The sequence below is a fragment of the Pseudomonas sp. 58(2021) genome (assembly GCF_017491585.1).
GTDB classification, from domain to species: domain Bacteria; phylum Pseudomonadota; class Gammaproteobacteria; order Pseudomonadales; family Pseudomonadaceae; genus Aquipseudomonas; species Aquipseudomonas fluorescens_BT.
In genome coordinates, this window is record NZ_JAFGYZ010000010.1 from 22,618 (window position 1) to 48,560 (window position 25,943).

The following is a 25,943-nucleotide window of genomic DNA, read 5'->3' on the forward strand; positions in this document are numbered from 1 at the left end:
ATCGAAAGGGATTGATCACTGCAGGATCGCGTTGCCTGCCATCAGATACCCATGCAGCGAAGGCCACAACTGTCATATCTGACAGGTGTTTTCTCGAAGAAAATGATCAAGAATTGCTGCTGAATTGCGCTCGCCCGATCAGGCGCACGAGGCAGGCTGTACTATGCTGGACCAGTGACTTTCCAAGTAAGGATTACCGATGTCTATCACGCCTCGTAGTGCATTGCTGGTCATCGATGTACAGAACGACTTCATTCCCGGCGGCCAATTGCCGGTGCCCGAGGGTGATCGGATAGTGCCGTTGGTCAACGATCTCGCCCGCCAGTTCAAACAGGTCGTGATCGCACAGGACTGGCACCCTGCCGGCCATGCGTCGTTCGCCTCCAGTCACCCCAGCCACAAGCCCTACGACGTGATTCAACTGCCCTACGGCGAACAGACCCTGTGGCCGGATCATTGCGTGCAGGCCACCCGGGGTGCCGAACTCCACCCGGAATTGAACCTGCCTCATGCGCAACTGATCATCCGCAAGGGCTGCAACCCGGACATCGACAGCTATTCGGCGTTTCTGGAAGCGGACCGCGTCACAACCACAGGTCTGGCGGGTTATCTGAAGGAGCGCGGCATCGACACGGTGTACATGGTCGGCCTGGCGCTGGATTTCTGCGTGATGTTCTCCGCGCTGGATGCACGGGCCGCGGGGTTCAATGCGTTTGTGGTGCTGGATGCATGCCGGGCGATTGATCTGAACGGCTCGCTGACGGCGGCGATCGAGCAGATGCAAGTGGCGGGGGTCGGCCTGATCCATTCCACTGAACTGCTTTGACTGACGCCTGTTATCTCACGCTGATCGCTGTGCACTGATCGTTCCCACGTCGAGGCCTCGAACCGTTTGCGTGGGAATGATCATCAACGAGCGCTAAACGGGGGTTGGTAGCCACAGCCTGAACCGCGCCCCGCCCAACGGCGAACCTTCCACCGTCAACGTCCCGCCCTGGGCTTCCAGCGCCCGACGGCTGATTGCCAGCCCCAGGCCAAACCCGCCCGTGGCCCGGTCGCGGCTGCGATCCAGTCGATAGAACGGCTCGAAAATCCGCTCCCGCTCGTCTTCCGGAATGCCAATCCCGTCGTCATCCACCCAGATCTCACAGCCCTTCGGGCAAACCTGCACACCGATCTGAATGCGCTTTTCGCAGTAACGCATGGCGTTACGCAACAGGTTCTGAATTGCACGGGCGGTCAGGCGTGGATCAAGGGAAAAACGTTCCAGCTGATTATGCAGCAGCACATCGATGACGATTTCCGGAGATTCCAGCTCTTCGTCGACGCTGCCCAGAATGCTGTCGATGAACTCGTCCAGCGACACTTCTACCTGCTCCGGCAAACGCGCCGGATTTTGCAGGCGACTGTAGGAAAGCAGCTCCAGCACCAATTCATCCAGTTCACGAATATGCGCGACCAGACCTTGCAGGCGTTCACGACTGGTTTGCGGCAAATCATCGGACAGCGCCAGCGCCAGGCCGAAGTCCAGGCGGGTCAGCGGCGTGCGCAATTCGTGGGACACGGCGTTGAGCAGGTCCCGCTGCTGGTTGAGCAGGTTTTCGATGTCGCCGGCCATGGTGTCGAACACGTTGGCCAGGCTGCCGATGTTGGAGCTCGGGCCAATCTGCGTGCGCTCGCTCAAATGGCCCTTGCCGAAACGTTCGGCCGTGCCCTTGAGGCGTTCCAGGTCGCGCCAGTGCGGACGAAACCAGAGCAACAGGCACGCCAGCAGACTCGCGCCGATCAGCACGTTGATGCTCCAGTACAACAGGTTCACGTCCATCGGATCCGGCGGGACCACCATTTGCACGGCCACCTGGTCGTTCAGCGGCGTCACCGCCAGCGTACGCCAGCCCCAGTCGCCGATGCGCACCACGTTTTCGCCACGACGCAGGCGCTCTTGTTCGATCGGGGTGAAATCGGCGTTATCGATACGGGCGAGGACGATGTGCAGCGGCTGGAAATCCTTGTCCATCGACGCCGCAACCGCCGGCCACTGATCCTGCGGCACGGCGCGAAACTGCTTGGTGATCAGCGATTGCAGGCCACGGGAATAATCGAGGTTGTAGGTGACGAACCGCTGCTTGAACGCCATCACCACCAGATCCGGCACCAGATAGATCGCCGCGCTGTAGGAAACGATCGTCACCAGATAGAGGCGAAACAGGATTCTGAACATCGAATCAGCATTCCCACTCGGAACGGCTGAACAGATAACCCTTGCCCCACACGGTCTTGATCTTGCGCGCTTCGCCCGCGTGGTCGTCGAACTTGCGTCGCAGCTTGGAAATCGCCACATCCACCGAGCGGTCGGTGCCGTTGAACTCTATGCCGCGCAGGCGTTGCAGAATCTGGTCGCGACTCAGCACTTCACCGGCATGACGGGCCAGCACCACCAGCAGGTTGTATTCGCCGCTGGACAGTTCAACCGGCTGATCGCGCCAGGTCACCGTGCGCTCCGACAGATCGATGCACAGGTTGCCCATCAGGATGCGGTCGTTGGCGGTCATCGGCTCGCCCAGGCTGCTGCGACGCAGCAAGGTGCGTACCCGCGCCAGCAAAACCCGTGGTTCGCAGGGTTTGGTCACGTAATCGTCGGCGCCCATTTCCAGGCCCAGCACCTGATCGTGGCTGTCGTCGCGGGCGGTCAGCATCAAAATCGGCAGCGTTGCCGAGTCTGCGCGCAACAGGCGACAGACCTGCAAGCCGTCGAGGCCCGGCAGCATCAGGTCGAGAATCACCAGGTCCGGCGGATTGAGCCGCGCCCGTTCGCGCACATGGTCGCCTCGGCCGATCACGCTGACGGAATAGCCGTTGCGCTCGAGATAGCTGGAGATCAGTTCGGCGAGGGCGGTGTCGTCTTCGACCAGGAGGATGTTGGGCATTGATGATCCAGAAAGTGCTGTGGCGACTGGCTTGCCCGCGAAGGCGGCATATCTGTCGCAATAAATTTCAAGGCGTAAAGGATATACGCCCTCACTCGTCCCTGAGCAAAACCCTTACACAATTTCACACAGCACCTACAAAGCTTCACCGCTACCCTCTGCGACTGTCCGTAGGATGCGCAGATCAATATTGGGGGTTGTACATGTCGAAGAATCTGCTGGCCGGGCTCGGCCTGATCGCATTGGCGCTGACGCTGAGTGCCTGTGATAAATCCTCGAACGCCGAGGAACAGGCGCCGCCGGCCACCGTGCGGATCGAAACCCTTGAGGCGCGCCCCCTGTCGATCAGCAGCGAACTGAGCGGGCGGATTGCCGCCCCGCGCATCGCCGAAGTCCGCGCCCGGGTCGCCGGCGTGGTGCTGCAACGCACCTACCGCGAAGGCAGCGACGTGAAAAAAGGCGACGTGCTGTTCCGCATCGATCCGGCACCGTTCAAGGCTGACCTCGATAGCGCCGAAGCGGCCCTGCGCAAGGCCGAGGCCAACGCGTTCCAGGCGAAGTTGCAGGAGCAGCGCTACGCCCAGTTGATCGACGACAAGGCCATCAGCGCTCAGGACTACGACAACGCCCGCGCCAACGCCCGGCAGACCGCCGCCGACGTGGCCGCCAACAAGGCTGCCGTCGAGCGCGCCAAACTGAATCTCGGTTACGCCACCGTCACCGCGCCGATCTCCGGGCGCGTCGGTCGTGCCCTGGTGACCGAAGGCGCACTGGTCGGCCAGAACGAAACCACGCCCATGGCGCTGATCCAGCAGTTGAACCCGATCCACGCCGACCTCACCCAATCGACCCGTGAATTGAATGAGCTGCGCCGGGCATTCCGTTCCGGTCAGTTGCAGCAGGTCGGCCAGGATCAGGTCAAGGCCACGTTGATCCAGGACGACGGCAGCCTCTATCCGCTGCCGGGCAAACTGCTGTTCAGTGACATCACGGTCGATCCGGGCACCGGGCAGATCATCCTGCGTAGCGAATTCCCCAACCCGGACCTCGATCTGTTGCCCGGCAGCTACGTTCGCGTGCGTCTGGAGCAAGGCGTGATCCAGCATGGCCTGACCGTGCCGCAACGCGCGGTACAACGTGACAGCGCCGGTGTGGCGCAGGTCCTGACGGTCGACGACCAGATGCGCGTCGCCCAGCAGCCAGTGCAGCTCGGCGCGGTACAGAACGACCGCTGGATCGTCACCGGTGGCCTCAAGCCCGGCGACCGCATTGTCATCGAAGGCCTGCAACACGCCCGTCCGGGCGAAGTGGTGCAGATCGACGACACCCCTCTTCCACTTGCCCAGACCTCTGGTCAGTAAGCAGGACGCTCTTCTATGCCGCAGTTCTTTATCGACCGCCCGGTGTTCGCCTGGGTCGTCGCGTTGTTCATCCTGTTGGCCGGTGCGCTGGCCATCCCGCAATTGCCGGTGGCTCAATACCCCGACGTCGCGCCGCCGCAGATCGAAATCTATGCCGTGTACCCGGGCGCCTCGGCGCAGACCGTCGATGAGAGCGTCGTCAGCCTGATCGAGGAAGAACTCAACGGCGCCGATCACCTGCTGTATTTCGAATCGCAAAGCAGCCTCGGCAGCGCCACGATCAAGGCGACGTTCCAACCAGGCACCAACCCGGAACTGGCGCAGGTCGACGTGCAGAACCGCCTCAAGGTGGTCGAGTCGCGCCTGCCGCAAGCGGTGAACCAGCAAGGTTTGCAGGTGGAGAAAGTCTCCGCCGGCTTCCTGCTGCTCATCACCCTGACCTCCAGCGACGGCAAGCTCGACGACGTGGCGCTCAGCGATTATCTGGCGCGTAACGTGATGAACGAGATCAAGCGCATCGACGGTGTCGGCAAGGCCCAGTTGTACGGCGCCGAGCGGGCGATGCGGATCTGGGTCGATCCGCAGAAGCTGATCGGCTTCAACCTGACGCCTGCCGATGTCAATGCCGCCATCGTCGCGCAGAACGCCCAGGTCTCGGCGGGCAGCATCGGTGATTTGCCAAATCCGAGCAGTCAGGAAATCACCGCGACGATTCTGGTCAAGGGTCAGCTTTCGACGCCGGAAGAGTTCGCCGATATCGTACTCAAGGCCAACCCGGACGGCTCCACCGTACGCATCAAGGATGTGGCGCGGGTCGAGATCGGCAGCCAGGAATATCAGTTCGGCACCCGCCTGAACGGCAAGCCGTCCACCGCCGTTGGCGTGCAACTTTCGCCGGGCGCCAATGCCCTCAGCACCGCGACCTTGATCCGGGCGAAAATGGATGAACTGTCGCGCTATTTCCCGGCGGGCGTGGAATACAAGATTCCCTACGACACGTCGCCGTTCGTGAAGGTCTCGATCACCAAAGTGGTCTACACCCTGGGCGAAGCGATGTTGCTGGTGTTTGCGGTGATGTTCCTGTTCCTGCAGAACATCCGCTATACCCTGATTCCGACGCTGGTGGTGCCGGTGGCGCTGATGGGTACTTTTGCGACGATGCTGGCGCTGGGTTTCTCGATCAACGTGCTGACCATGTTCGGCATGGTGCTGGCCATCGGCATTCTGGTGGACGACGCCATCGTGGTGGTGGAAAACGTCGAACGGATCATGGCCACCGAAGGCTTGTCACCCAAAGAGGCGACACGCAAGGCGATGAGCCAGATCACCGGCGCGATCATCGGCATCACGCTGGTGCTGGTGGCGGTGTTCATTCCGATGGCCTTCATGCAGGGTTCGGTGGGTGTCATTTACCGGCAGTTCTCGCTGTCGATGGCCACCTCGATCCTGTTCTCGGCATTCCTCGCCCTGACCTTGACCCCGGCACTGTGCGCCACTTTGCTCAAGCCGATTGCCAAGGGCGAGCACCACGAGAAAACCGGGTTCTTCGGCTGGTTCAACCGTCGCTTCGAGCAACTGACCGATCGCTATCAGGGCTGGGTCGGCTACGCGCTGAAACGCACCGGTCGTTATCTGCTGATCTACGTTGTGTTGCTGGTGGCTCTGGGCCTGTGCTTTGCGCGCCTGCCCTCCTCGTTCCTGCCGGTCGAGGATCAGGGTTACACCATCACCGACATTCAACTGCCACCCGGTGCGAGCAAGAACCGCACAGTGCAGGTGGTCGAGCAGATCGAAGCGCACAACGCCAGCGAACCGGGCGTGGGCGACAGCACCGTGATTCTCGGATTCAGTTTCTCTGGCAGCGGGCAGAACGCCGCGCTGGCGTTCACTACGCTCAAGGACTGGTCGCAGCGTGGCAGCGACGACTCGGCGAGCTCGATTGCCGACCGCGCCAACATTGCCCTGAGCCAGATCAAGGACGCGGTGGCCTTCGCCGTACTGCCGCCGCCGGTGGATGGCCTCGGCACGTCCAGCGGCTTCGAGTTCCGCCTGCAGGATCGTGGCGGCCTCGGTCATGCGACCTTGATGGAAGCGCGCACCCAACTGCTGGACGCCGCCGAGAAAAGCCCGATCCTGATGAACGTGCGTGAAAGTGCCCTGGCCGAAGCGCCGCAAGTGCAGCTGGAAGTGGACCGCAAGCAGGCCAACGCACTGGGCATCTCGTTCGCCGACGTCGGCAACGTGCTGTCCACCGCCATCGGTTCTTCGTACGTCAACGACTTCCCCAATCAGGGGCGGATGCAACGCGTGGTCGTGCAGGCTGAAGGCGATCGCCGCAGTCAGGTCGATGACCTGCTGAAAATGCACGTGCGCAACGACGCCGGGAAAATGGTGCCACTGTCGGCGTTTGTCCGGGCCACCTGGACTCAAGGCCCGGCGCAGCTGACCCGTTACAACGGCTACCCGGCGATCTCGATTTCCGGCGAACCAAAACCCGGCCACAGCACCGGCGAAGCCATGGCGGAAATCGAAAGGCTGGTTGCCCAAGGGCCGAAAGGCCTGGGGCAGGAATGGACAGGGCTGTCGCTGCAGGAACGTTTGTCCGGCAGTCAGGCACCGATTCTGCTCGGGCTGTCGCTGTTGATCGTGTTCCTGTGTCTGGCGGCGTTGTACGAGAGCTGGTCGATTCCGACTTCCGTGCTGCTCGTCGTACCGCTCGGTGTTCTCGGCGCGGTGCTGGCGGTGACCTTGCGCGGGATGCCCAACGATGTGTTCTTCAAGGTCGGCCTGATCACCATCATCGGTCTGTCGGCGAAAAACGCGATCCTGATCATCGAGTTTGCCAAAAGCCTGTATGACGAAGGTCACGATCTGATTGATGCCACATTGCAAGCGGCGCGTCTGCGGTTGCGGCCGATTGTGATGACTTCGCTGGCATTCATTCTGGGCGTGGTACCCCTGGCGATTGCCACGGGCGCGAGTTCGGCGAGCCAGCAAGCCATCGGTACCGGGGTGATTGGCGGGATGATTACGGCGACGCTGGCGGTGATTTTCGTGCCGGTATTCTTTGTGGTGGTGATCAAGCTTGTGCGCAGGTTCGCCAAGCCTGATTGATTGACCGGTTCCGGCGCGGTGGCCACAGGTCGCCGCGCTGGGCTAAGGTGTCTGCACACCCTGGCCCATCGAGTTCCCATGCGCTTCCTCGCCCGCACCCACCCTCGCCTTTCCGCCGCCGCATTGTTCGGTCTTGCCGTCGGCCTGCTGGTCCCTGCCGACTCCGTCATCAGCAAAACCCTCATTGGCTGGAACGCCGGCGTCTGGACCTATCTGCTCCTGATGTTCTGGCTGACAGCTCGCGCGAAAGCACCGGACGTCAGACGCATCGCCGAAGTCGAGGACGAAAACGCCGGACTGGTGTTGTTCGTGGTGTGTATCGCGGCGCTGGCCAGTCTGGCGGCCATCACCCTGGAACTGGTCGGCAGCAAGGACCTGCAAACTTCCCACAAGCTCCTGCACTACGGCTTTACCGCGTTGACGGTGATTGGCTCATGGTTGCTGATCGGGGTCATTTTCAGTGTCCACTACGCCAGGCTTTTTTATACCTGGGACGGCAAGGAGCCGGCGCTGCGTTTTGCCGAAGGCCTGACAACGCCCAACTATTGGGACTTTCTGTACTTCTCGTTCACCATCGGCGTCGCTGTGCAGACGGCGGATGTCGGCGTGGCCACCCGAGAAATACGCAAGATCGTGCTGGCACAGTCGTTGATCGGCTTTGTATTCAACACTGCCATTCTCGGGTTCTCGATCAACATTGCGGCCGGGTTGTTCGGCTGATGTCTAGCTCATCCTCGAGCGCCACTTGTCGGTAACTTAGGGTTTTCCTCCGATCATTCACTTGACGATCCAATCGCTTCTGGTGTTTCCTGAAACCGGTTTCAGATGCAGATAATCTGACCTGACAAATCCAATAACAAGGTTTCAGACCGTGAACGATTTCTCCGCCGCCCAGCGCAGCCGCGTCACCATGCTCGACGTTGCCGAACACGCTGGCGTGTCCAAGGCCAGCGTCTCGCGCTTTATCGGCGATGACCGCGCCCTGCTCTCCGATGCCATTGCCCAACGCATCGAGCAGGCGATTGCCGAACTCGGCTACCGTCCCAATCAAATGGCCCGTGGCTTGAAACGCGGGCGCACCCGCCTGATCGGCATGCTGGTGGCCGATATCCGCAACCCCTATTCGATTGCCGTGATGCACGGCGTGGAAACCGCCTGCCGCCGGCACGGTTACAGCCTGGTGGTGTGCAACACCGATCGCGATGACGAGCAGGAACGCCAGCATCTGGCGCTGTTGCGCTCGTACAACATCGAAGGGCTGATCGTGAACACCCTGGGCCACCACCGGGATGAACTGGATGAGCTGAAGCGGGAAATGCCGCTGGTGCTGGTGGATCGCAAGGTCGATGGGCTCGACAGCGACATGGTCGGGCTGAATAACCCGCAAGCCATCGAGATGGCGCTCGAACATCTGCAGCAACGCGGCTATCGCGATGTACTGCTGGTGACGGAACCGTACGACGGCACCAGCTCGCGGGTCGAGCGGGTCAGCGGTTTTCAGCAGCAGATTGGCCAGCGCGAGGACCTCCGTGGCGCTGTACTGGAAACCGGCCCGAGTCTTGCCAAAGACCTTCAAACCTTTTTAAACACACCTGATTCGGGCCCTAAAGCCCTGTTCTGCGCCAATGGCGTGGCGGCGCTGGCTTGCACCCTGGCCTTGCGCGAGATCGGCTGCCACTTGTTCGAGGATGTCGGGCTGATCGCGCTGGATGATCTGGATTGGTATCCATTGGTGGGCAGCGGGATTACGGCCCTCGCCCAGCCAACCGCCGAGATTGGGGCACAGGCATTTGAATGCTTGCTCAAGCGCTTGCGTGGGGATGATGAAGCAGCGCGGACGCTGGATTTTGCACCGTTGCTCATTGAGCGCGGTTCGACCCGTGGATTTTGTGGTGACTGACATGGCCTCTTCGCGGGCAAGTCCGCGAAGGGGCCCGAAAGAGCACTGCACAACTTGATGATTTTTTTTGAACAAAAATGAAACCGGTTTCAGAGGTAGATAACAATGAATAAACCCGCCGTTTCCATCAGCCTTTCCAGCTACGGCGCCGACCTTGTGCGCCGCCGTGGTCAAGGCTCTTTCATCGAGGTGTTGGCCGCTGCCGGTGCCCATCGCATCGAATGGCGCGAAGAGCTGTTGACCAACGAAGTCCCCGAACAACTCTCCACCGCCACGCAAACCCGAGGCCTGCAAAGTATCTATTCCTCGCCCACCGAACTGTGGCTCGCCGGCCAATCGCGGCCCAATCCCGAACTCATCACTGCGCTGCAAAACGCCGAAGCGTTCGGTTCGAAGTGGCTTAAAGTCTCGCTGGGTTTTTTCACCGACAACAACGATCTGCAGACGCTCGCGCAAATCCTTGCGCAAAGCCCGGTGCAACTACTGGTGGAGAACGATCAGACCCTGCACGGCGGGCGCATCGAACCGTTCCAGCGCTTTTTCGCCGCCGTCGAGCAACACAACTTGCCAATCAACATGACCTTCGACATCGGCAACTGGCAGTGGCAGGACCAGTCCGCCACCAGTGCCGCTCGACTGCTGGGCCGCCACGTCGGTTACGTGCATTGCAAAGCCGTGGCCCGCCGCGCCGACGGCAAACTGGTAGCGGTTCCGCCGGCCGCCACCGACCTGCATCTGTGGGAACAACTGCTGCGGCACATGGCCCAAGGGGTCATGCGCGCCGCCGAATACCCGTTGCAGGGCGACGACCTGGTGCAATTGACCACCGAACACGTTGCCGCGCTCGCCTGCCTCGGCCAATCCCGCCTGGAGCCTGCTCATGTCTGAGATCGATATTCTGTCGTTCGGTGAAACCATGGCCATGTTTGTTGCCGAACAGAGCGGTGATCTGGCATTCGTCGATCAGTTCCACAGACGGATTGCCGGGGCGGACAGCAACGTCGCCATCGGACTTTCCCGACTGGGTTTCAAGGTGGCCTGGCTGAGCCGGGTCGGTGCCGATTCGCTGGGACGATTTGTCGTCGAAACCCTGGCCCGTGAAGGTCTGGATTGCAGCCATGTCGAAGTCGACAACGCGCACCCGACGGGTTTCCAGCTCAAGTCGCGCAACGATGACGGCAGCGATCCGACGGTCGAGTACTTCCGTCGCGGCTCGGCGGCCAGTCATCTGTCATCGAAGTCGATCACCCCGACGCTGCTGGGCGCGCGACATCTGCACGCCACCGGCATTCCGCCAGCGCTGTCGGCGTCGGCCCGGGAAATGTCCCGTGAACTGATGACCCGCATGCGCAACACCGGGCGCAGCGTGTCATTCGACCCGAACCTGCGCCCGAGCCTGTGGGCCAGCGAACGGGAGATGATCACCGAAATCAACCGCCTCGCCGCCCTCGCCGATTGGGTGTTGCCGGGGCTGAGCGAAGGTCGCTTGCTCACCGGGTTTGAAGATCCGGCGGACATCGCCGCGTTTTATCTGGATCAGGGTGCCGAAGCCGTGGCGATCAAACTCGGGCCGCAGGGTGCGTATTACCGCACGCACCTGGATCAGGGGTTTGTTGCCGGTGTGCCGGTCGAAACCGTGGTCGATACGGTCGGTGCCGGAGATGGATTTGCGGTGGGGATGATCAGTGCCCTGCTGGAGCACCAGAGCTTTCCCGAAGCCGTCAGACGCGCCAACTGGATTGGCAGCCGGGCGGTGCAGAGCCGTGGCGACATGGAGGGCTTGCCGACCCGATCCGAACTTTCGGCTGAACTGGAGGCCGTCAATCGCGAGCAGGCTCGCTCCCACACTGGATCGGGTTCCAACTCAGCCCCCTTGTGGGAGCGAGCCTGCTCGCGATAGGGCCAGTACAAACAACCGATTAATTGAACCTGCTGCGACAAAAACAACAAGCTCAGGAGCAAGACCATGAAAACCGCAACCCTCGCCACCCGCCGCTGGTGGTACATCATGCCGATCGTGTTCATCACCTACAGCCTGGCGTACCTGGATCGCGCCAATTACGGATTCGCTGCCGCCTCCGGGATGGCCGCCGACCTGATGATCACGCCGGGCCTGTCCTCGCTGCTCGGCGCGCTGTTTTTCCTCGGTTACTTTTTCTTCCAGGTGCCCGGCGCGATCTACGCGCAGAAGCACAGCGTCAAGAAGCTGATCTTCGTCAGCCTGATCCTCTGGGGCGGGCTCGCCACGCTGACCGGCGTGGTTTCCAACGCCTATTGGCTGATCGTCATCCGCTTCATGCTCGGCGTGGTCGAAGCGGCGGTGATGCCGGCGATGCTGGTCTATCTCTGCCACTGGTTTACCCGTGCCGAACGCTCGCGAGCCAACACCTTCCTGATCCTCGGCAACCCGGTGACCATGCTGTGGATGTCGGTGGTTTCGGGCTATCTGGTGCAGCATTTCAGCTGGCGCTGGATGTTCATCATCGAAGGTTTGCCGGCGGTGCTCTGGGCGTTTATCTGGTGGAAGCTGGCCGATGATCGTCCGGCCCAGGCCAAGTGGCTCAACGACCAGGAAAAGCACGATCTGCAAAGCGCTCTCGCCGCCGAACAGGTCGGGATCAAAGCGGTGAAGAACTACGCTGAAGCTTTCCGCTCGCCGAAGGTGATCATTCTGGCGCTGCAGTTTTTCTGCTGGAGCATTGGCGTCTACGGCTTTGTGCTGTGGCTGCCGTCGATTCTCAAGGCCGGCGCGCAAATGGACATGATCGAGGCTGGCTGGCTCTCGGCCCTGCCGTATCTGGCGGCGGTGATCGGGATGCTGCTGGTGTCCTGGGGCTCGGACAAACTGCAAAAGCGCAAACGTTTCGTCTGGCCGCCGCTGCTGATTGCCTCGGTGGCGTTCTACGGTTCGTATGCCTTGGGTGCCGAGCATTTCTGGTGGTCGTACACGCTGCTGGTGATTGCCGGCGCCTGCATGTACGCGCCTTACGGGCCGTTCTTCGCGATCGTGCCGGAAATCCTGCCGGCCAACGTTGCCGGCGGCGCCATGGCGCTGATCAACAGCATGGGCGCCCTCGGTTCGTTCGGCGGTTCGTATCTCGTCGGTTACCTCAACAGCTCCACCGGTTCGCCCGGCGCTTCGTACCTGCTGATGAGCGGCGCGCTGATGCTTTCGGTGGTGCTGACGATTTTTCTCAAGCCCGGCGCGAGCGACCGGGTGACGGCCAAGCGTGTCGCACCGCGTCCGCAGCCGGCCCATTCCTGAATTGAAAGAGAGATGACTGCGATGAAAAAGCAGGTTGTGCTGTACAAAAAACTTTCGCCGGCGCTGATGGCGCACCTTGAGGAACAGGTCGATGTGACACTGATCGACAGCCTCGACGCCGACGGCCTGATGAAACTGCGCGACGCCCTGCCCGGCGCCCACGGATTGCTCGGCGCGAGTCTGAAACTGGATGCGGCATTGCTTGATCTGGCACCGCAGCTCGAAGCGATTTCCAGCGTCTCGGTGGGCGTCGACAACTACGACATCGACTACCTGACCCGACGCAGAATTCTGCTGACCAACACCCCGGACGTGCTCACCGAAACCACCGCCGACACCGGTTTCGCGCTGATCCTGGCCACCGCCCGGCGCGTGGTGGAACTGGCGAACATGGTACGCGGCGGTCACTGGCACCGCAGCATCGGCCCGGCGCATTTCGGCACCGATGTGCATGGCAAGACCCTGGGCATCATCGGTATGGGGCGGATTGGCGAGGCGTTGGCGCAGCGTGGACATTTCGGGTTCGGGATGCCGGTGATCTATCACAGCCAGTCGCGCAAACCGGCGGTCGAGGCACGCTTCAACGCGCAGTACCGCAGCCTTGAAGACTTGCTGCAGCAGGCGGATTTCATCTGTCTGACGTTGCCGCTGACGGCGCAGACTGAAGGTTTGATTGGCGCCGAACAGTTTGCGTTGATGCGCCCGGAAAGCATCTTCATCAACATTTCCCGAGGCAAGGTAGTAGACGAGGCGGCCATGATCGACACCTTGCGCCATAACCGGATTCGCGCGGCGGGGCTGGATGTGTTCGAGCGTGAGCCGCTGAATCATGACTCGCCGCTGTTGCAGTTGAACAACGTGGTGGCCACACCGCACATGGGTTCGGCGACCCATGAAACGCGCGAAGCGATGGCGCGGTGTGCGGTGGAGAATCTGTTGGCGGCGTTAACTGGGAAGAAGCCGGTGAATCTGGTGAACTCATCAGCTTGGCAGAGCTGAAACTTTCAGCGCTTGTACCGGCCCTTCGCGAGCAGGCTCGCTCCCACAGGTCTTGTGTACACCGCAGTACACTGTGGGAGCGAGCCTGCTCGCGAAGGGGCCATTAAAGACAACACAGAACCTTCAGGCACTGCGCACTTGCAAAAGCTGCGCAGCGCACAGCGCAATCCGCGAACATGCATCCGCCAGCTTCACCCGATCCACCACCAGCCCGATGCGAATATGCCCCGCCGCACTGGGCCCGAACGCTTCACCGGCCAGCACCGAAACCCCATACCCCTCCAGCAATCGTTCTGCAAAATCCTGCGCCCCGATCCCGGTCTGGCGCACATCGACCATCACGAACATCCCGCCATCCGGCTTGATCGGGTACAACCCCGGACAGCCGCGCAACCGCTCGCACACCAGATCCCGACGCAACCGGTATTCCTCGCGCATCTGCGTCACTTCCGGCAGGTCTGTCTCCAGCGCTACCTGCGCCGCTTTCTGCACGAAATCCGGCAGACCGAACAGCATGCTCAACGACAGATTCACCAAATGCTCGGCCAACGGTTTGGGCCCGATCATCCAGCCGATCCGCCAACCGGTCATCGCGTGGGACTTGGACAGGCTGTTGACGGTCGCGGTGCGCTCGGCCATGCCCGGCAGGCTCGCCGGGCTGACGTGCTCGCCTTCGTATAACAATTCGCTGTAAACCTCGTCACTGATCAGCCACAAGTCATGACGAATGCACAGCGCCGCCAGCGCCTGCCAGATCAGCAACGACAGACTGGCGCCGGAAGGATTGTTGGGGCTGTTGAGCAACATGGCCCGAGTCTTCGGGGTGATCCGCGCCGCGACATCCGCCGGGTCGACGCGAAAACCGTTTTCCGGACGAACCGGCACTGGCACCACGGTTGCGCCACAGGCACCGAATACACCTTCATAAGTCACATACATCGGTTCGGCGACGATCACTTCATCACCCGGATCCAGCAGGCATTGCGCCACCGAATACACCGCGCATTGTGCGCCGGGCAACACGATCACATGCTCGGCATCGACATCCTGACCGCTGTTGCGTCGATGGCGCTCGGCGATCAACGTGCGCAGCTCCCGCCGGCCGCGCACTTCGGAATAATGCGTATCGCCCGCCAACAGGCTGTCGATGGCGCCGTGGATGATCGGAAGCGGCGTGTCGAAATCCGGATCACCCACCGACAGCAGCAACACATCGACCCCTTCGGCGCGCAGTTCCAGCGCTCGGTCGTGAATCCGCCAGGCCGCTGCTCCCTCCCCGGCGATTCGTTGGGTCAAGGCTGAATAGCGCATGTACGTCTCCTGATTGCGCGGTCTCCAGCCTACACCCTAGGTCAAATCACAAACCGCGCCACCATCGCATTCAAATCCACCGCCAGGCGCGACAGTTCGTGGGTCGCGGCGCTGGTCTGGTTGGCCCCGGCGGCCGATTGCGTGGCCAGGTCGCGGATGTTGACCAGGTTGCGGTCGACCTCGCGGGACACCTGCGCCTGCTCTTCCGAAGCGCTGGCGATCACCAGGTTGCGCTCGTTGATCTGGTGAATCGATTGGGTGATCTGCTCCAGCGCGACGCCGGCAGCGCGGGCCATTTCCAGGGTGGTCTGGGTGCGTTGGTTGCTCTGCTGCATCGACTCGACCGCTTCGCCGGTGCCGTTCTGGATGCCGGCGACCATTTTTTCGATTTCCTGGGTCGATTGCGCGGTGCGATGGGCCAGGGCGCGAACCTCGTCCGCTACCACGGCGAAACCACGCCCGGCTTCACCGGCACGGGCCGCTTCGATGGCAGCGTTGAGTGCCAGCAGGTTGGTCTGTTCGGCGATGGCGCGGATCACGTCCAGCACCTTGCCGATGTCGCGACCCTGAGCGGCCAGGCCTTCGATCATCTGCGCGGTGTTTTGTACGTCGTGGGTCATGGTCTGGATCGCATCAACGGTTTTCACCACCTGATCGCGACCTTCGCGGGCGGCGTGGGTCGACTGGTTCGAGGCTTCGGAGGTCGACACCGCGTTGCGTGCCACCTCTTCCACCGCGGCGGTCATTTCGTTGACGGCGGTGGCGGCCTGTTCGATTTCGTTGTTCTGCTGTTGCAGGCCACGGGAGGCTTCTTCGGTCACGGCGTTGAGTTCTTCGGCAGCGGCGCCCAGTTGCGTGGCGGAGCCGGCAATCTGCTCGATGGTCTTGCGCAGATTGGTCTGCATGGCGGCCAGGGCTTCGAGCAGACGCGCCGGTTCGTCCTTGCCGTCGATTTCGATGACTTTGGTCAGGTTGCCGCCGGCGATGGTTTGTGCCGCAGCGACGGCGCGGTTCAGCGGGGTGACGATGCTGCGGGTCAGCAGCCAGGCCAGCAATACCGTGGCCACTGCTGCGATGACGGCCACGATGACGATGCCGGTAATGGCACCGTCGTAATGCTCACCGGCCTGAATAGAAGCGTCTTTAGCACCAGCGGCATTGATCGCAATGAGTTTGTTGAGCTGCTCTCCCATCTGGTCCGTGCCGTCCTTGATCTTCGTGTTGATCAGGGCGCGCATCTCTTCGAGCTTGTCCTGACGCGACAAATCCATCATTTGGTTCTGGGCTTGCAGATAGTTGTCCAGCGTCGTCGCGAAGGCCTGATATTGCGCACGCTCTTCACTCTCAGCGGGCAACGCGGCGTAAGCGGCCTGGGCGCTGCGCACTTTGTCCACCAGCACGCCGATGCGAGTCTGCGCTTCCTGCAGGCCTGCAGCTTCACGGTTGACCAGAACCCGGAACGATAGAATCCGCAGACGCAATACGTTCTCCGTCATCACACCAAGATAAGTGACGCTGGGCAACTGATTGGTCTGCATCTCGACGGAAGCCTGACGGATGATCGACATGCGGTTGACGGCGAACACGCCGAGCACGATCACCAGCAGGGCAATAAAGGCAAAACCGAGGAAGGCACGGGGCGCGATATTCAGATTACGCAAGGACATAGGAGGACTCTCGGATAGTTGAAACTACTAGCGTCCATGCCCTTTCACTGGCCCTTGTGCGGGCTTCAGTCCGGCGTCACTGTTTCAGGAAGTCTTGTGCGCGCCTGATCTCTGTATCGGCCAGGCTTGAGGGATTTTGCAGGTAAAGAGCAAATATTTTTCTAATTATTGCGAGTGTTTCGCTATTGAAACACCCGACGTTTTAGATGATGGGTGACAGGTCAGCCCGCAGTTGCCACACGCCATACGCGAGCAATGTCTGTGGCACGTTCGCGCAGCAGGCGTGGCGCCTCGGCGCAGGCTTGTTCCAGCGTCATCGGGCCGCTGGTGACGGCGAATGCTGCGTCGATACCGTGCTCGTAGAGTGCCTGATAACCCTCGCCCAGCGTGCCGGCAATGACAATCACCGGCACGCCGTGCTGCTTGGCGATCCGCGCGACGCCGAACGGGGTTTTGCCGCGCAGGGTCTGGGCATCGAAGCGTCCTTCGCCGGTGATGACCAGATGTGCGCCCTTCACGGCCTCGGCCAGTCCGACCAGTTCCGCGACGACTTCGACACCGGCCTGGAACCGTGCGCCGAGAAATGCCTTGGCAGCAAAGCCCAATCCACCCGCGGCACCGCTGCCCGGCTCGTCCTGAACATCCTTGCCCAACGCCTGCGCACACAATCGGGCAAAGTGACCAAGGGCTTGATCCAGTTGCTGCACTTGCGCAGGGGATGCGCCCTTCTGCGGACCGAAGATTGCCGAGGCGCCGTGAGGGCCACACAGCGGATTGTTGACGTCGGCGGCGATGTCGAAACGCACTTGCGCCAGACGCGGGTCGAATTCGCTCAAGTCCAGTCGTGCAAGTTGCGCCAGCGCCAGACCGCCCGGCACCAGCGATTGCCCTTGAGCATCCAGCAATTTCACGCCCAACGCCTGCATCGCGCCGGCGCCGCCGTCATTGGTGGCGCTGCCGCCGATGGCCAGAATGACACGCTGTGCGCCGGCATCCAGCGCTGCACGGATCAGTTCACCGGTGCCGAACGTGCTGCTGATGCAGGCATCGCGCTGCCCCGGCGGCACCAGTTGCAAGCCGCTGGCCTCGGCCATTTCAATGATTGCGGTGTGGTTGTGCGGCAGCCAGCCCCACGCCGCATCGACCGCCGCGCCCAACGGGCCGCGCACGCGGGTACGGCGCAGTTCGCCTTCACACGCAGCGAGAATCGACTCCACCGTGCCTTCGCCACCGTCGGCCATCGGGCACTTGACCAGCGTCGCCTGCGGCCAGACCTGCGCCAGGCCCAGCGCAATGGCTTCTGCAACGCCTTGGGCACTCAGGCTGTCCTTGAACGAATCGGGGGCGATGACGATTTTCATGCGAATTCTCCAGTTCCAATGCCCCTCATGCTGCCAGTCGCCTCGCACGTTGACGCCTGTCCGCTGCACAAGTCGTGCAGGCGTTTATTGTTCATTTCGACAAATCGTCGGTCTGTGGCAGCAATTGCACACCCAGATACAACGCCAGCATCCCGTCCAGTTTCAACGGATCGACCCCGCTCAACTCGGCGATCCGCTCCATCCGGTAACGCAGGCTGTTGCGGTGAATCCCCAACGCATCGGCGCAGGCCTGGCTCTGCCCGTCGTGATCGCACCAACTGCGCAGGGTCGCGAGCAACTGGCCGTTGCTGTCCTTGGCGATCACCTTGCGCAATGGTTTGAGCAATTCGTCCAGCGCATCATCGTTGCGATGGCGCCAGAGCATCACCGGCAGGCGATAGCGGTTGAGGGTCAGCAGTCGAGAATGCGGCAACACTTCGCGGCCATAGGCGAGCAGATCGCCGACCCGTCGATAGCAACGACGCAACCCGGCCAGCCCATCGGCCTGCCCGCCGACCGCAATGCGCAGGATGTTCCAGCCCAGGCCATCGAGCTTTTCCAGCAAGCGATCATGCTCGACGTTCTGACTCGCCGGCCGACACCACAGCAGCGACGACTTGGCCGAACTCACGCACCAACTGTCAGGATAACGCGACATCAGCCAGGCACTCAGCGCCTCGACGGTTTGCCCCGGCCCGTGCTCCAGTCCTAGCTCAAACAGGTACGGCACCCGCGTCAGTTGCGGTTTGAGGCCCAGTTGCTGGGCCTCGTCGACCAGCCTTGGCGCATCCCCCGCCTCGCTCAGCAGCAGCGCCAGCAAGTCATCGCAACGCTGCCGCCGCCATTGCTGCTCGGATTGCTGGTTGCGCTGGCCGACCAGCATTTCGGCGGTCATGCGCACCAGCTCGGCGTAAGTGCGCAGTTGCTCCGGTTCGCCGGTGATGCCGAGCACACCGATCAAGCGCTGATCGAGCAACAGCGGCAGATTGATCCCCGGCTGCACGCCTTTGAGATGCACCGCCGTCTGCGCGTCGATCTCCACCACTCGCCCGTTGGCCAGGACCAATTGCGCACCTTCGTGACGGGTGTTGATGCGCTCCGGCTCGCCGCTGCCGAGGATCAGTCCCTGGCTGTCCATGACGTTGACGTTGTACGGCAAAATGGCCATGGCCCGGTCGACGATGTCCTGGGCGAGGTCGTGATCGAGTTCGAACATAAAGGCTGAAATCCTTGAAAACAGGCGCGGACGGTTGTTCACCCGCACAGGGTCTGCCGGCAAACCCTGTGCTCAGGCACAAAGACAATCCGGCCAAAGGTGACCGAGACTCTCAGGGCGATCAACGTTACCCTTTGCATCGCAAAAAATCATAATAAAGAGAGAGCCGCCATGTCGCAGAGCGCCGCTGCCGCCCAGACCATCGCTGACGATAAAAATGCCGTCTACAAACGCATCACCCTGCGTTTGATCCCCTTCATCTTCATCTGCTACCTGTTCAACTACCTCGACCGGGTCAACGTTGGATTTGCCAAACTGCAGATGCTCGACGCGCTGAAATTCAGCGAAACCGTGTACGGCCTCGGTGCCGGTATCTTCTTCATCGGCTACGTGCTGTGCGGCGTACCGAGCAACCTCGCGCTGACCAAGTTCGGCCCACGGCGCTGGATCGCGCTGATGATGATCACCTGGGGCACGCTGTCGACTTGCCTGCTGTTTGTCACCACACCGACCCAGTTCTACACCCTGCGCCTGTTCACCGGCGCGGCTGAAGCCGGGTTCTTCCCGGGCGTTGTGCTCTATCTCTCGCAGTGGTTCCCGACCTTCCGCCGTGGCCGGATCATGGCGTTGTTCATGTCGGCGATCCCGGTGTCCGGCCTGCTGGGCAGCCCGTTTTCCGGCTGGATCCTCAATCACTTCGCTGCGGGCCAGGGCGGTTTGGCCGGTTGGCAGTGGATGTTCCTGCTGCAAGGTATTCCGACCGTGATCCTCGGCGCGCTGGCGTATTTCCTGCTGAGCGACAACTTCGCCAACGCCAAGTGGCTGACCCCGCATGAGCGTTCGGTACTGGAAGCCGATCAGGCGGAAGACCTGGCGAACAAACCTAAAACCACTTCCGACTCGCTGATCGCCGTGTTCAAGAACCCAGCCATCTGGGCCTTCGGCCTGATCTACTTCTGCATTCAGAGCGGCGTGTACGCGATCAACTTCTGGCTGCCGTCGATCATCAAGAACCTCGGTTTCAGCGACAACCTGGTGATTGGCTGGTTGAGTGCGATTCCGTATCTGCTGGCGGCGGTGTTCATGCTGGTGGTCGGTCGTTCGGCGGACTTGCGTAAAGAACGCCGCTGGCATTTGGTGGTGCCGATGTTGATGGGCGCTGTCGGCCTGCTGATCGCGGTGAACTTCGCGGCGAATCCGGCGATTGCGATTCTCGGTCTGACCATTGCGACCATGGGCGCGTTGACCGGTTTGCCGATGTTCTGGCCGGTGCCGACGGCGATGCTGAGCGCGGGCGCTGCGGCGGGTGGGTTGGCGTTGATCAATTCGATGGGGCAGATGGCCGGGTTCCTGAGCCCTTACCTCGTCGGTTGGGTCAAGGACAGTACCGGGTCGACGGATGCGGCGTTGTACCTGCTGGCGGGTGTGATTGTTGGCGGGAGTCTGCTGGCGTTGCGGATGACGCGGACGTTGCGGGCCTGATTATTGGCAGGTACACAAAAACGGCCCGATTCGGGCCGTTTTTTATTGTTGCTCTTTGATCGGTCAGGGCTGGGCTTCAGCCGCCGTGTCCAGATTATCCAGCACCCGATTTACCGCCAGTTCCGCCAGCATGATCAGTTGCCCAATGCCCAGCAGCACATGCCGCTGCGGCGCATCGAGCATTCCGGCGAAATCGCTGGCCATGGTTTTGGCCGAGGTCAGGGTTTCGCAGGCGTCGGCCAGTAGCTCTTCGCTCGGGATGCCGGGGGCGATGAGGTAGCGGGTGTTGGGTTTGAGCAACGGTTTTCGGGGGAGCAGCGGATTGAGGTAATGATCGAGGGCGCGTTCGGCGGCTTCGTGGAATTTCTTTGAATCGAGGGTTTCGTAGGGGGACGTTGAATCGGCTTCGGGTGGGTTGGGTGTTGGTTTGATCATGGTGAAACTCCTAAGGCGCTTATTGGAGCCACCACACTCGCTACCAAACGATGGTGGTGGCCAGACGCAGGTTGGTAGACCGGGCCTTAGGAGAAACGGCGCACCCGAAGGTGCCCTGCGAATGACCACCATAAAACAGAGACAAAAGACTCTACAAAATGGAGCACTCTGCACTTAAAGACCCGGGCTACCAAACCCGATCGCTGTTCTTTTCAGCGACGGAACAACGATAAAACCCGGCCCATAAGCGCACAAGCCGGCGGATTCTGGCTTAGTCGTAGGCAACGGCGCAAGGTTGTGTAGCCTGGGGTGCGTGTCTGAACGTGTCCTTTAAACACCAGGCTTAAACACTGCGGCGTCGATGAGAACCTACCCCCTCACCCCAGCCCTCTCCCCCAAGGGGGCGAGGGGGAAAGGGAGCCGATTTGTATGTTTTTCAAAACCTGAGTTCGACTCGGTATGTCATGTCGATGTACCTCGTGAGATTACCTCGGTCGGCTCCCTCTCCCTCCGGGAGAGGGCTGGGGTGAGGGAGCTCTTGATTCTAAGCCCCCGATTTCGCATCCAACTCCAAAACCACCCCACTCGGCATCTGCACAAAAATCTGCCAAACCCCATCCTCCGGCACCTGCGCCACCTGATACGGCAACCCACTGCCCTGCACCCGCTTCAAAACCACCGCCGCGTCTTCATCGGTACGAAACGCGATATGACTCAACGCCGCCTCATCCAGCGCCGCTTGCTCAATCACATGCACCAACGCCTGCCCATCCTGATACAACCACCGCCCGGGAAACGGAAACGGCGGCCGACGCCCCGGCGTCAATCCCAGCAGTGCGTTGAAAGCATCCTGAATCGGTTGCCCGTCCGGCGCGTTGAACGCCATGTGATCGAAGTGCCAGGTCATAACAATCCACCTCCGTCGACATCGATGATGCTGCCGCTGATAAAGCCGTTTTTCATGACCAGCATAAACGCGGCGGCCAGGTCCTGTGGCGTGCCGACACGGCCCACCGGCAGCGCCGCCGAGGTGCGGGCGAACATCGCGCTGCGCTGGCTTTCATCCATGCCGGCGTAGGCTTCGGTGTCGGTCACGCCGGGGCTGATCACGTTGACCCGACGCGGCGCCAGCTCCTTGGCCAGTTGTTTGGCCAGAGCGTCCAGCGCGGCATTCAGGGTGGTCTTGATGAATTGCCCTGCGACGAATTTGCGCGACAGCAAACCCGACGTCAGGGTGATGCTGCCCCGCTCGCTCAGGTACGGCAGCGCCGCTTGAATCGCGCGCAAAGTGCCCCAGAATTTCACATCGAACGCCTGCTGCGCCTGGAGCAGATCGCTGTCGGCCAACGGCTTGGCGCTGACGCTCGGCCCGGCGGTCATCACCAGATGATCGAACGCGCCGATGCGTTCGAACAGTTGACGCAGCGAGGCCTCATCGGTGACATCGGCTGACTCGTGGCGGATACCTTCGTGAGTTTCGGACGTTTCAGCACGGCGCCCGACCGAGTAAACACGGGCGCCACGTTCCGCGGCATTCGACGCGACGGCGGCGCCAATGCCGCTGCTGCCGCCGATGACCACAACAGTCTGATTGTCGAATGGTTTCATGGGAGTTCTCCGGTGGGCTTGAGGAGATTGCATCTTCCCCCGTTGCCAATCGCAGAAAAATCCCGGTAAATCGGAAGGATCTTTAAAGGATTTTTACCAATGAGCTCGATTCTGGATCTTGAGATCTTCGTCCGTACCGCCGACTCCGGCAGCATTTCCGCCGCCGCCCGGGCGCTGGAGCTGACGCCAGCCGCCGCCAGCATCGCCTTGAAACGCCTGGAAACCCGCCTCGGCATCCGCCTCTTCGCCCGCTCGACCCGCAGCATGCGCCTGACCGAAGAAGGCCGGCGCTATCTGGAAAGCGTGCGTCTGGCACTGGCCACACTGGCCGAGGGCGAACAAGCGCTGAAGCAGCAGACCGAAGGCCTGAGCGGCGTGCTGCAACTGGCGGCGCCGTCGGACTTCGGGCGCAATGTGCTGTTGCCGTGGCTGGACGATTTCAAGCGCGAGCACCCGCACATTCAGCTGCAATTGCTGCTCAACGACCGACACACGGACCTGTTTCGCGAGACGGTGGATGTGGCGTTGCGCTTTGGCGTGCCGAGTGATTCGACGCTGGTGGCGTTGCCGATTCTGTCCGAGCATCGTCGCGTGGCCTGTGCCAGCCCTGCGTATCTGGAGCGTCACGGCACACCGCAGAACCCCGCCGAGCTGAGCGATCACAGTGCCCTGCTCTACCTGCGCAACGGCCGACCTTACAACACCTGGCGTTTCCATCGCGAAGACGAAACGCTTGAAGTCGAAGTACGCGGCGACTACCTCAGCGACGATGGCGAAGTCGCCCGCCGCTGGGCACTCGCCGGGCACGGCATCGCTTACAAGGCCTGGCTCGACGTGGCCGAAGACGTACGCGCCGGACGACTGGTGACGCTGGTCGATGACTGGCATGGTGAGAGCGTGCCGTTCAATCTGCTGTGCCCGCACCGGGTGCAGGTGTCGGAACGGGTCAAGGTGTTGCAGGCGTTTTTACGTGAGCGCTGCGAGGCGTTGCGCCGATAAATTCACTTTGCCGCGCCGGGCGCTTCTGGTATTTGATGGAAGCTTTCCCACCGACAAAAGGATTTCGGCATGAGCTATCGCACACTGGGTCATTCGGGGTTGCAGGTGTCCACCCTCACCCTCGGCACGATGATGTTCGGCGAGCAGACCAGCGCAGAGGATTCGCTGCGCATCATCGACAAGGCGTGGGATCAGGGCATCAACTTCATCGACACGGCTGACGTCTACACCAACGGCCGCTCGGAAGAGATCGTCGGCGAAGCCATCGCCCGTCATCGTCACGAATGGGTGCTGGCGACCAAGGTCGGATTCGGCCCGGTGGACGGCGTGCCGAATCGCAGCGGACTGAGCCGCAAGCACATTTTCAATGGTCTGGAAGCCAGCCTGACCCGGCTCGGCACCGACTACCTCGACATCTATTACCTGCACCGCGAAGACCACAACACGCCGCTGGAAGTGACGATCTCGGCGATTGGCGATCTGATTCGCCAGGGCAAGATCCGTTATTGGGGCCTGTCGAACTATCGCGGCTGGCGGATCGCCGAGGTGATTCGTGTGGCAGACAAACTGGGTGTCGATCGCCCGGTGATCAGCCAGCCGCTGTACAACATCGTCAACCGTCAGGCCGAAACCGAGCAGATCACCGCCGCCCAGACCTACGGCCTCGGCGTGGTGCCTTACAGCCCGCTGGCCCGTGGCGTGCTCAGCGGCAAATACGCACCGGACGTGACCCCGGACGCCAACAGCCGCGCCGGGCGTCAGGACAAACGGATTCTGGAGACTGAATGGCGCGTGGAGTCGTTGCGCATTGCCCAGCAGATCCAGCACTACACCAAAGAGCGCGGGGTCGGGATTGTCGAGTTTGCGATTGCCTGGGTGCTGAACAACGGCGCGGTGACGTCGGCGATTGTCGGGCCGCGTACGGAAGAACAATGGGATGCGTACACCAAGGCGCAAGCGGTGAAGATCACGGCGCAGGATGAGGCGTTTATCGACTCGCTGGTGACGCCGGGGCATGCATCTACGCCGGGGTTTAATGATGTGAGCCATTTTGTGTCTGGGCGTAAACCGCGTTCGGCGTGAGATCGCTGCCCTCATCGGAACGCCGCCCGCCTATCCCTCTCCCGGGGGGAGAGGGAACCGATTGGGGGAAATTGAAGCTACGCTTTTGCCTGAAGCTGTTGTGTTGAATCCGTAATCGACTCGGACTTTCACGTCGCTGAAACTCGTGAGACACCTCGGTCAGTCCCCTCTCCCTCCGGGAGAGGGTTAGGCGGGCGGCGTTCCGATGAGGGGCTTTTGAACTCATGTAGAAAATATTGACCACTCCGACCAATATTCACCACAAAAACCACGTATCCTGCGCGCCCCGTTTGACCATCACCCCCGCGAGGACAGTTTGTCTAAAGGTATCGCTCTTTCGGTAACAGCCTCGACGCTGTTTGCCGTCATGTATTACTACACCTCGTTGCTCACTCCGTTGAGCGGCGTGGAAATTTTCGGTTGGCGGATGCTGCTGACCGTGCCCTGCATGACCGTGTTCATGATGTTGTCCGGCGAATGGCGGCGGGCGCTGGAGCTGCTGCGCCGGATCCCTGCGCTGCCGAAGCTGATCGGTGGCCTGATCCTGTCGTCTGCATTGCTGGGCATGCAGTTGTGGCTGTTCATGTGGGCGCCGCTCAACGGCTACAGCCTCGATGTATCGCTGGGTTATTTCCTGTTGCCGTTGGCCATGGTGCTGACCGGACGCATCGCTTATGGCGAAAACCTGTCATACCTGCAAAAAGTCGCGGTGTTTTTTGCCAGCCTCGGCGTGTTGAACGAGCTGTATCAGATCGGCGGGTTTTCCTGGGCGACGCTGGTCGTAGTTGTCGGTTACCCGTTGTATTTCGTGCTGCGCAAATACCTCAAGACCGACAACCTCGGCGGTTTGTGGGTCGACATGACGCTGATGTTGCCGGTGGCGTACTGGTTTGTGCGCGGCGGCGAACAGGGTTTCGGCGTGTTCGATCAGTACCCGGCGCTGACGTGGCTGATTCCACTGCTCGGTGTGATCAGTGCGTCGGCGCTGGTGGTGTACATCATCGCCAGCCGCTTGCTGCCGTTCAGCCTGTTTGGTTTGTTGAGTTACGTTGAGCCGGTGTTGCTGCTCGGTGTGGCGCTGTTGCTGGGCGAGAGCATCAAGCCCGGTGAATGGCTGACTTACATCCCGATCTGGCTCGCGGTGGTAGTACTGGTGTTTGAAGGGTTCAAGCATCTGATGCGCCAACGGCGCCCGTAAGACGCGCAATAAAAAGC

The 25,943-nt window shown here is 61.3% G+C and carries 22 protein-coding genes; 13 read left to right on the forward strand and 9 right to left on the reverse strand.

Features of this window, described 5'->3' with window-relative positions; translation table 11 throughout:
* Positions 1-199 precede the first annotated feature (199 nt).
* Positions 200-826: a bifunctional nicotinamidase/pyrazinamidase gene (gene pncA / locus J5M72_RS13335; protein WP_207865732.1), complete on the forward strand. Its 627-nt coding sequence runs from the start codon at positions 200-202 to the stop codon at positions 824-826.
* A gap of 93 nt (positions 827-919) precedes the next feature.
* Here the strand turns inward: pncA and J5M72_RS13340 are convergent, their stop codons facing one another.
* The gene (locus J5M72_RS13340; RefSeq protein ID WP_207865734.1) at positions 920-2,221 is read right to left on the reverse strand and encodes an ATP-binding protein; all 1,302 of its coding nucleotides are present in this window, start codon (positions 2,219-2,221) and stop codon (positions 920-922) included.
* A gap of 4 nt (positions 2,222-2,225) precedes the next feature.
* Entirely contained in the window at positions 2,226-2,927 is a 702-nt protein-coding gene (locus tag J5M72_RS13345) for a response regulator transcription factor (protein ID WP_065261627.1), read from the reverse strand.
* A gap of 203 nt (positions 2,928-3,130) precedes the next feature.
* Here J5M72_RS13345 and J5M72_RS13350 point away from each other — a divergent pair, with 203 nt between their 5' ends.
* From J5M72_RS13350 to J5M72_RS13385, 8 genes are all read left to right on the forward strand, one after another.
* Positions 3,131-4,288, forward strand: coding sequence for an efflux RND transporter periplasmic adaptor subunit (locus J5M72_RS13350; RefSeq protein ID WP_102718708.1), 1,158 nt, complete (start codon positions 3,131-3,133; stop codon positions 4,286-4,288).
* Positions 4,289-4,303: 15 nt separating this feature from the next.
* Positions 4,304-7,402, forward strand: coding sequence for an efflux RND transporter permease subunit (locus J5M72_RS13355; protein ID WP_207865736.1), 3,099 nt, complete (start codon positions 4,304-4,306; stop codon positions 7,400-7,402).
* 78 nt (positions 7,403-7,480) lie between these two features.
* The gene (locus J5M72_RS13360) at positions 7,481-8,122 is read left to right on the forward strand and encodes a DUF1345 domain-containing protein (RefSeq protein WP_169430519.1); all 642 of its coding nucleotides are present in this window, start codon (positions 7,481-7,483) and stop codon (positions 8,120-8,122) included.
* Between the two features lie 151 nt (positions 8,123-8,273).
* Positions 8,274-9,302, forward strand: a complete 1,029-nt coding sequence (locus tag J5M72_RS13365; RefSeq protein ID WP_347709520.1) for a LacI family DNA-binding transcriptional regulator — start codon at positions 8,274-8,276, stop codon at positions 9,300-9,302.
* A gap of 105 nt (positions 9,303-9,407) precedes the next feature.
* Positions 9,408-10,190, forward strand: coding sequence for a TIM barrel protein (locus J5M72_RS13370; RefSeq protein ID WP_207865737.1), 783 nt, complete (start codon positions 9,408-9,410; stop codon positions 10,188-10,190).
* The gene (locus J5M72_RS13375) at positions 10,183-11,202 is read left to right on the forward strand and encodes a sugar kinase (RefSeq protein WP_207865739.1); all 1,020 of its coding nucleotides are present in this window, start codon (positions 10,183-10,185) and stop codon (positions 11,200-11,202) included. Before J5M72_RS13370 ends, J5M72_RS13375 begins: the two co-directional genes overlap by 8 nt.
* A 66-nt stretch (positions 11,203-11,268) precedes the next feature.
* Complete coding sequence (locus J5M72_RS13380; protein WP_207865741.1) at positions 11,269-12,567, forward strand: MFS transporter; 1,299 nt, start codon at positions 11,269-11,271, stop codon at positions 12,565-12,567.
* A 21-nt stretch (positions 12,568-12,588) separates the two neighbouring features.
* Positions 12,589-13,566, forward strand: a complete 978-nt coding sequence (locus J5M72_RS13385; protein WP_207865743.1) for a D-glycerate dehydrogenase — start codon at positions 12,589-12,591, stop codon at positions 13,564-13,566.
* 123 nt (positions 13,567-13,689) lie between these two features.
* On the opposite strand, the gene J5M72_RS13390 is transcribed toward J5M72_RS13385, so the two are convergent.
* From J5M72_RS13390 to J5M72_RS13405, 4 genes are all read right to left on the reverse strand, one after another.
* Entirely contained in the window at positions 13,690-14,877 is a 1,188-nt protein-coding gene (locus J5M72_RS13390) for a pyridoxal phosphate-dependent aminotransferase (RefSeq protein ID WP_207865745.1), read from the reverse strand.
* Between the two features lie 41 nt (positions 14,878-14,918).
* Entirely contained in the window at positions 14,919-16,544 is a 1,626-nt protein-coding gene (locus J5M72_RS13395; RefSeq protein WP_207865747.1) for a methyl-accepting chemotaxis protein, read from the reverse strand.
* A 221-nt stretch (positions 16,545-16,765) separates the two neighbouring features.
* Positions 16,766-17,905 (reverse strand): glycerate kinase, encoded by a 1,140-nt coding sequence (locus J5M72_RS13400; RefSeq protein WP_207865749.1) that lies wholly within the window; start codon positions 17,903-17,905, stop codon positions 16,766-16,768.
* A gap of 91 nt (positions 17,906-17,996) precedes the next feature.
* Positions 17,997-19,121, reverse strand: a complete 1,125-nt coding sequence (locus tag J5M72_RS13405; RefSeq protein ID WP_207865751.1) for a sugar diacid recognition domain-containing protein — start codon at positions 19,119-19,121, stop codon at positions 17,997-17,999.
* Between the two features lie 171 nt (positions 19,122-19,292).
* On the opposite strand from J5M72_RS13405, the gene J5M72_RS13410 reads away from it, so the two are divergent.
* Positions 19,293-20,603 (forward strand): MFS transporter, encoded by a 1,311-nt coding sequence (locus J5M72_RS13410; RefSeq protein ID WP_207865753.1) that lies wholly within the window; start codon positions 19,293-19,295, stop codon positions 20,601-20,603.
* Positions 20,604-20,666: 63 nt separating this feature from the next.
* Here the strand turns inward: J5M72_RS13410 and J5M72_RS13415 are convergent, their stop codons facing one another.
* The 3 genes from J5M72_RS13415 to J5M72_RS13425 form a co-directional block, all read right to left on the reverse strand.
* Positions 20,667-21,038 carry a DUF6124 family protein gene (locus J5M72_RS13415; protein ID WP_169430530.1) on the reverse strand — a complete coding sequence of 124 codons (372 nt, stop codon included), beginning with the start codon at positions 21,036-21,038 and terminating at the stop codon, positions 20,667-20,669.
* 544 nt (positions 21,039-21,582) lie between these two features.
* The gene (locus tag J5M72_RS13420) at positions 21,583-21,945 is read right to left on the reverse strand and encodes a hypothetical protein (protein ID WP_207865755.1); all 363 of its coding nucleotides are present in this window, start codon (positions 21,943-21,945) and stop codon (positions 21,583-21,585) included.
* The gene (locus tag J5M72_RS13425) at positions 21,942-22,646 is read right to left on the reverse strand and encodes an SDR family oxidoreductase (protein ID WP_169430532.1); all 705 of its coding nucleotides are present in this window, start codon (positions 22,644-22,646) and stop codon (positions 21,942-21,944) included. The genes J5M72_RS13420 and J5M72_RS13425 overlap by 4 nt, the downstream gene beginning before the upstream one ends.
* A 99-nt stretch (positions 22,647-22,745) precedes the next feature.
* Here J5M72_RS13425 and J5M72_RS13430 point away from each other — a divergent pair, with 99 nt between their 5' ends.
* From J5M72_RS13430 to rarD, 3 genes are all read left to right on the forward strand, one after another.
* Complete coding sequence (locus J5M72_RS13430) at positions 22,746-23,645, forward strand: LysR family transcriptional regulator (RefSeq protein ID WP_207865757.1); 900 nt, start codon at positions 22,746-22,748, stop codon at positions 23,643-23,645.
* Between the two features lie 69 nt (positions 23,646-23,714).
* Complete coding sequence (locus J5M72_RS13435; RefSeq protein WP_207865759.1) at positions 23,715-24,728, forward strand: aldo/keto reductase; 1,014 nt, start codon at positions 23,715-23,717, stop codon at positions 24,726-24,728.
* A gap of 316 nt (positions 24,729-25,044) precedes the next feature.
* Positions 25,045-25,926 carry an EamA family transporter RarD gene (gene rarD, locus J5M72_RS13440; protein ID WP_207865761.1) on the forward strand — a complete coding sequence of 294 codons (882 nt, stop codon included), beginning with the start codon at positions 25,045-25,047 and terminating at the stop codon, positions 25,924-25,926.
* Positions 25,927-25,943: the final 17 nt, after the last annotated feature.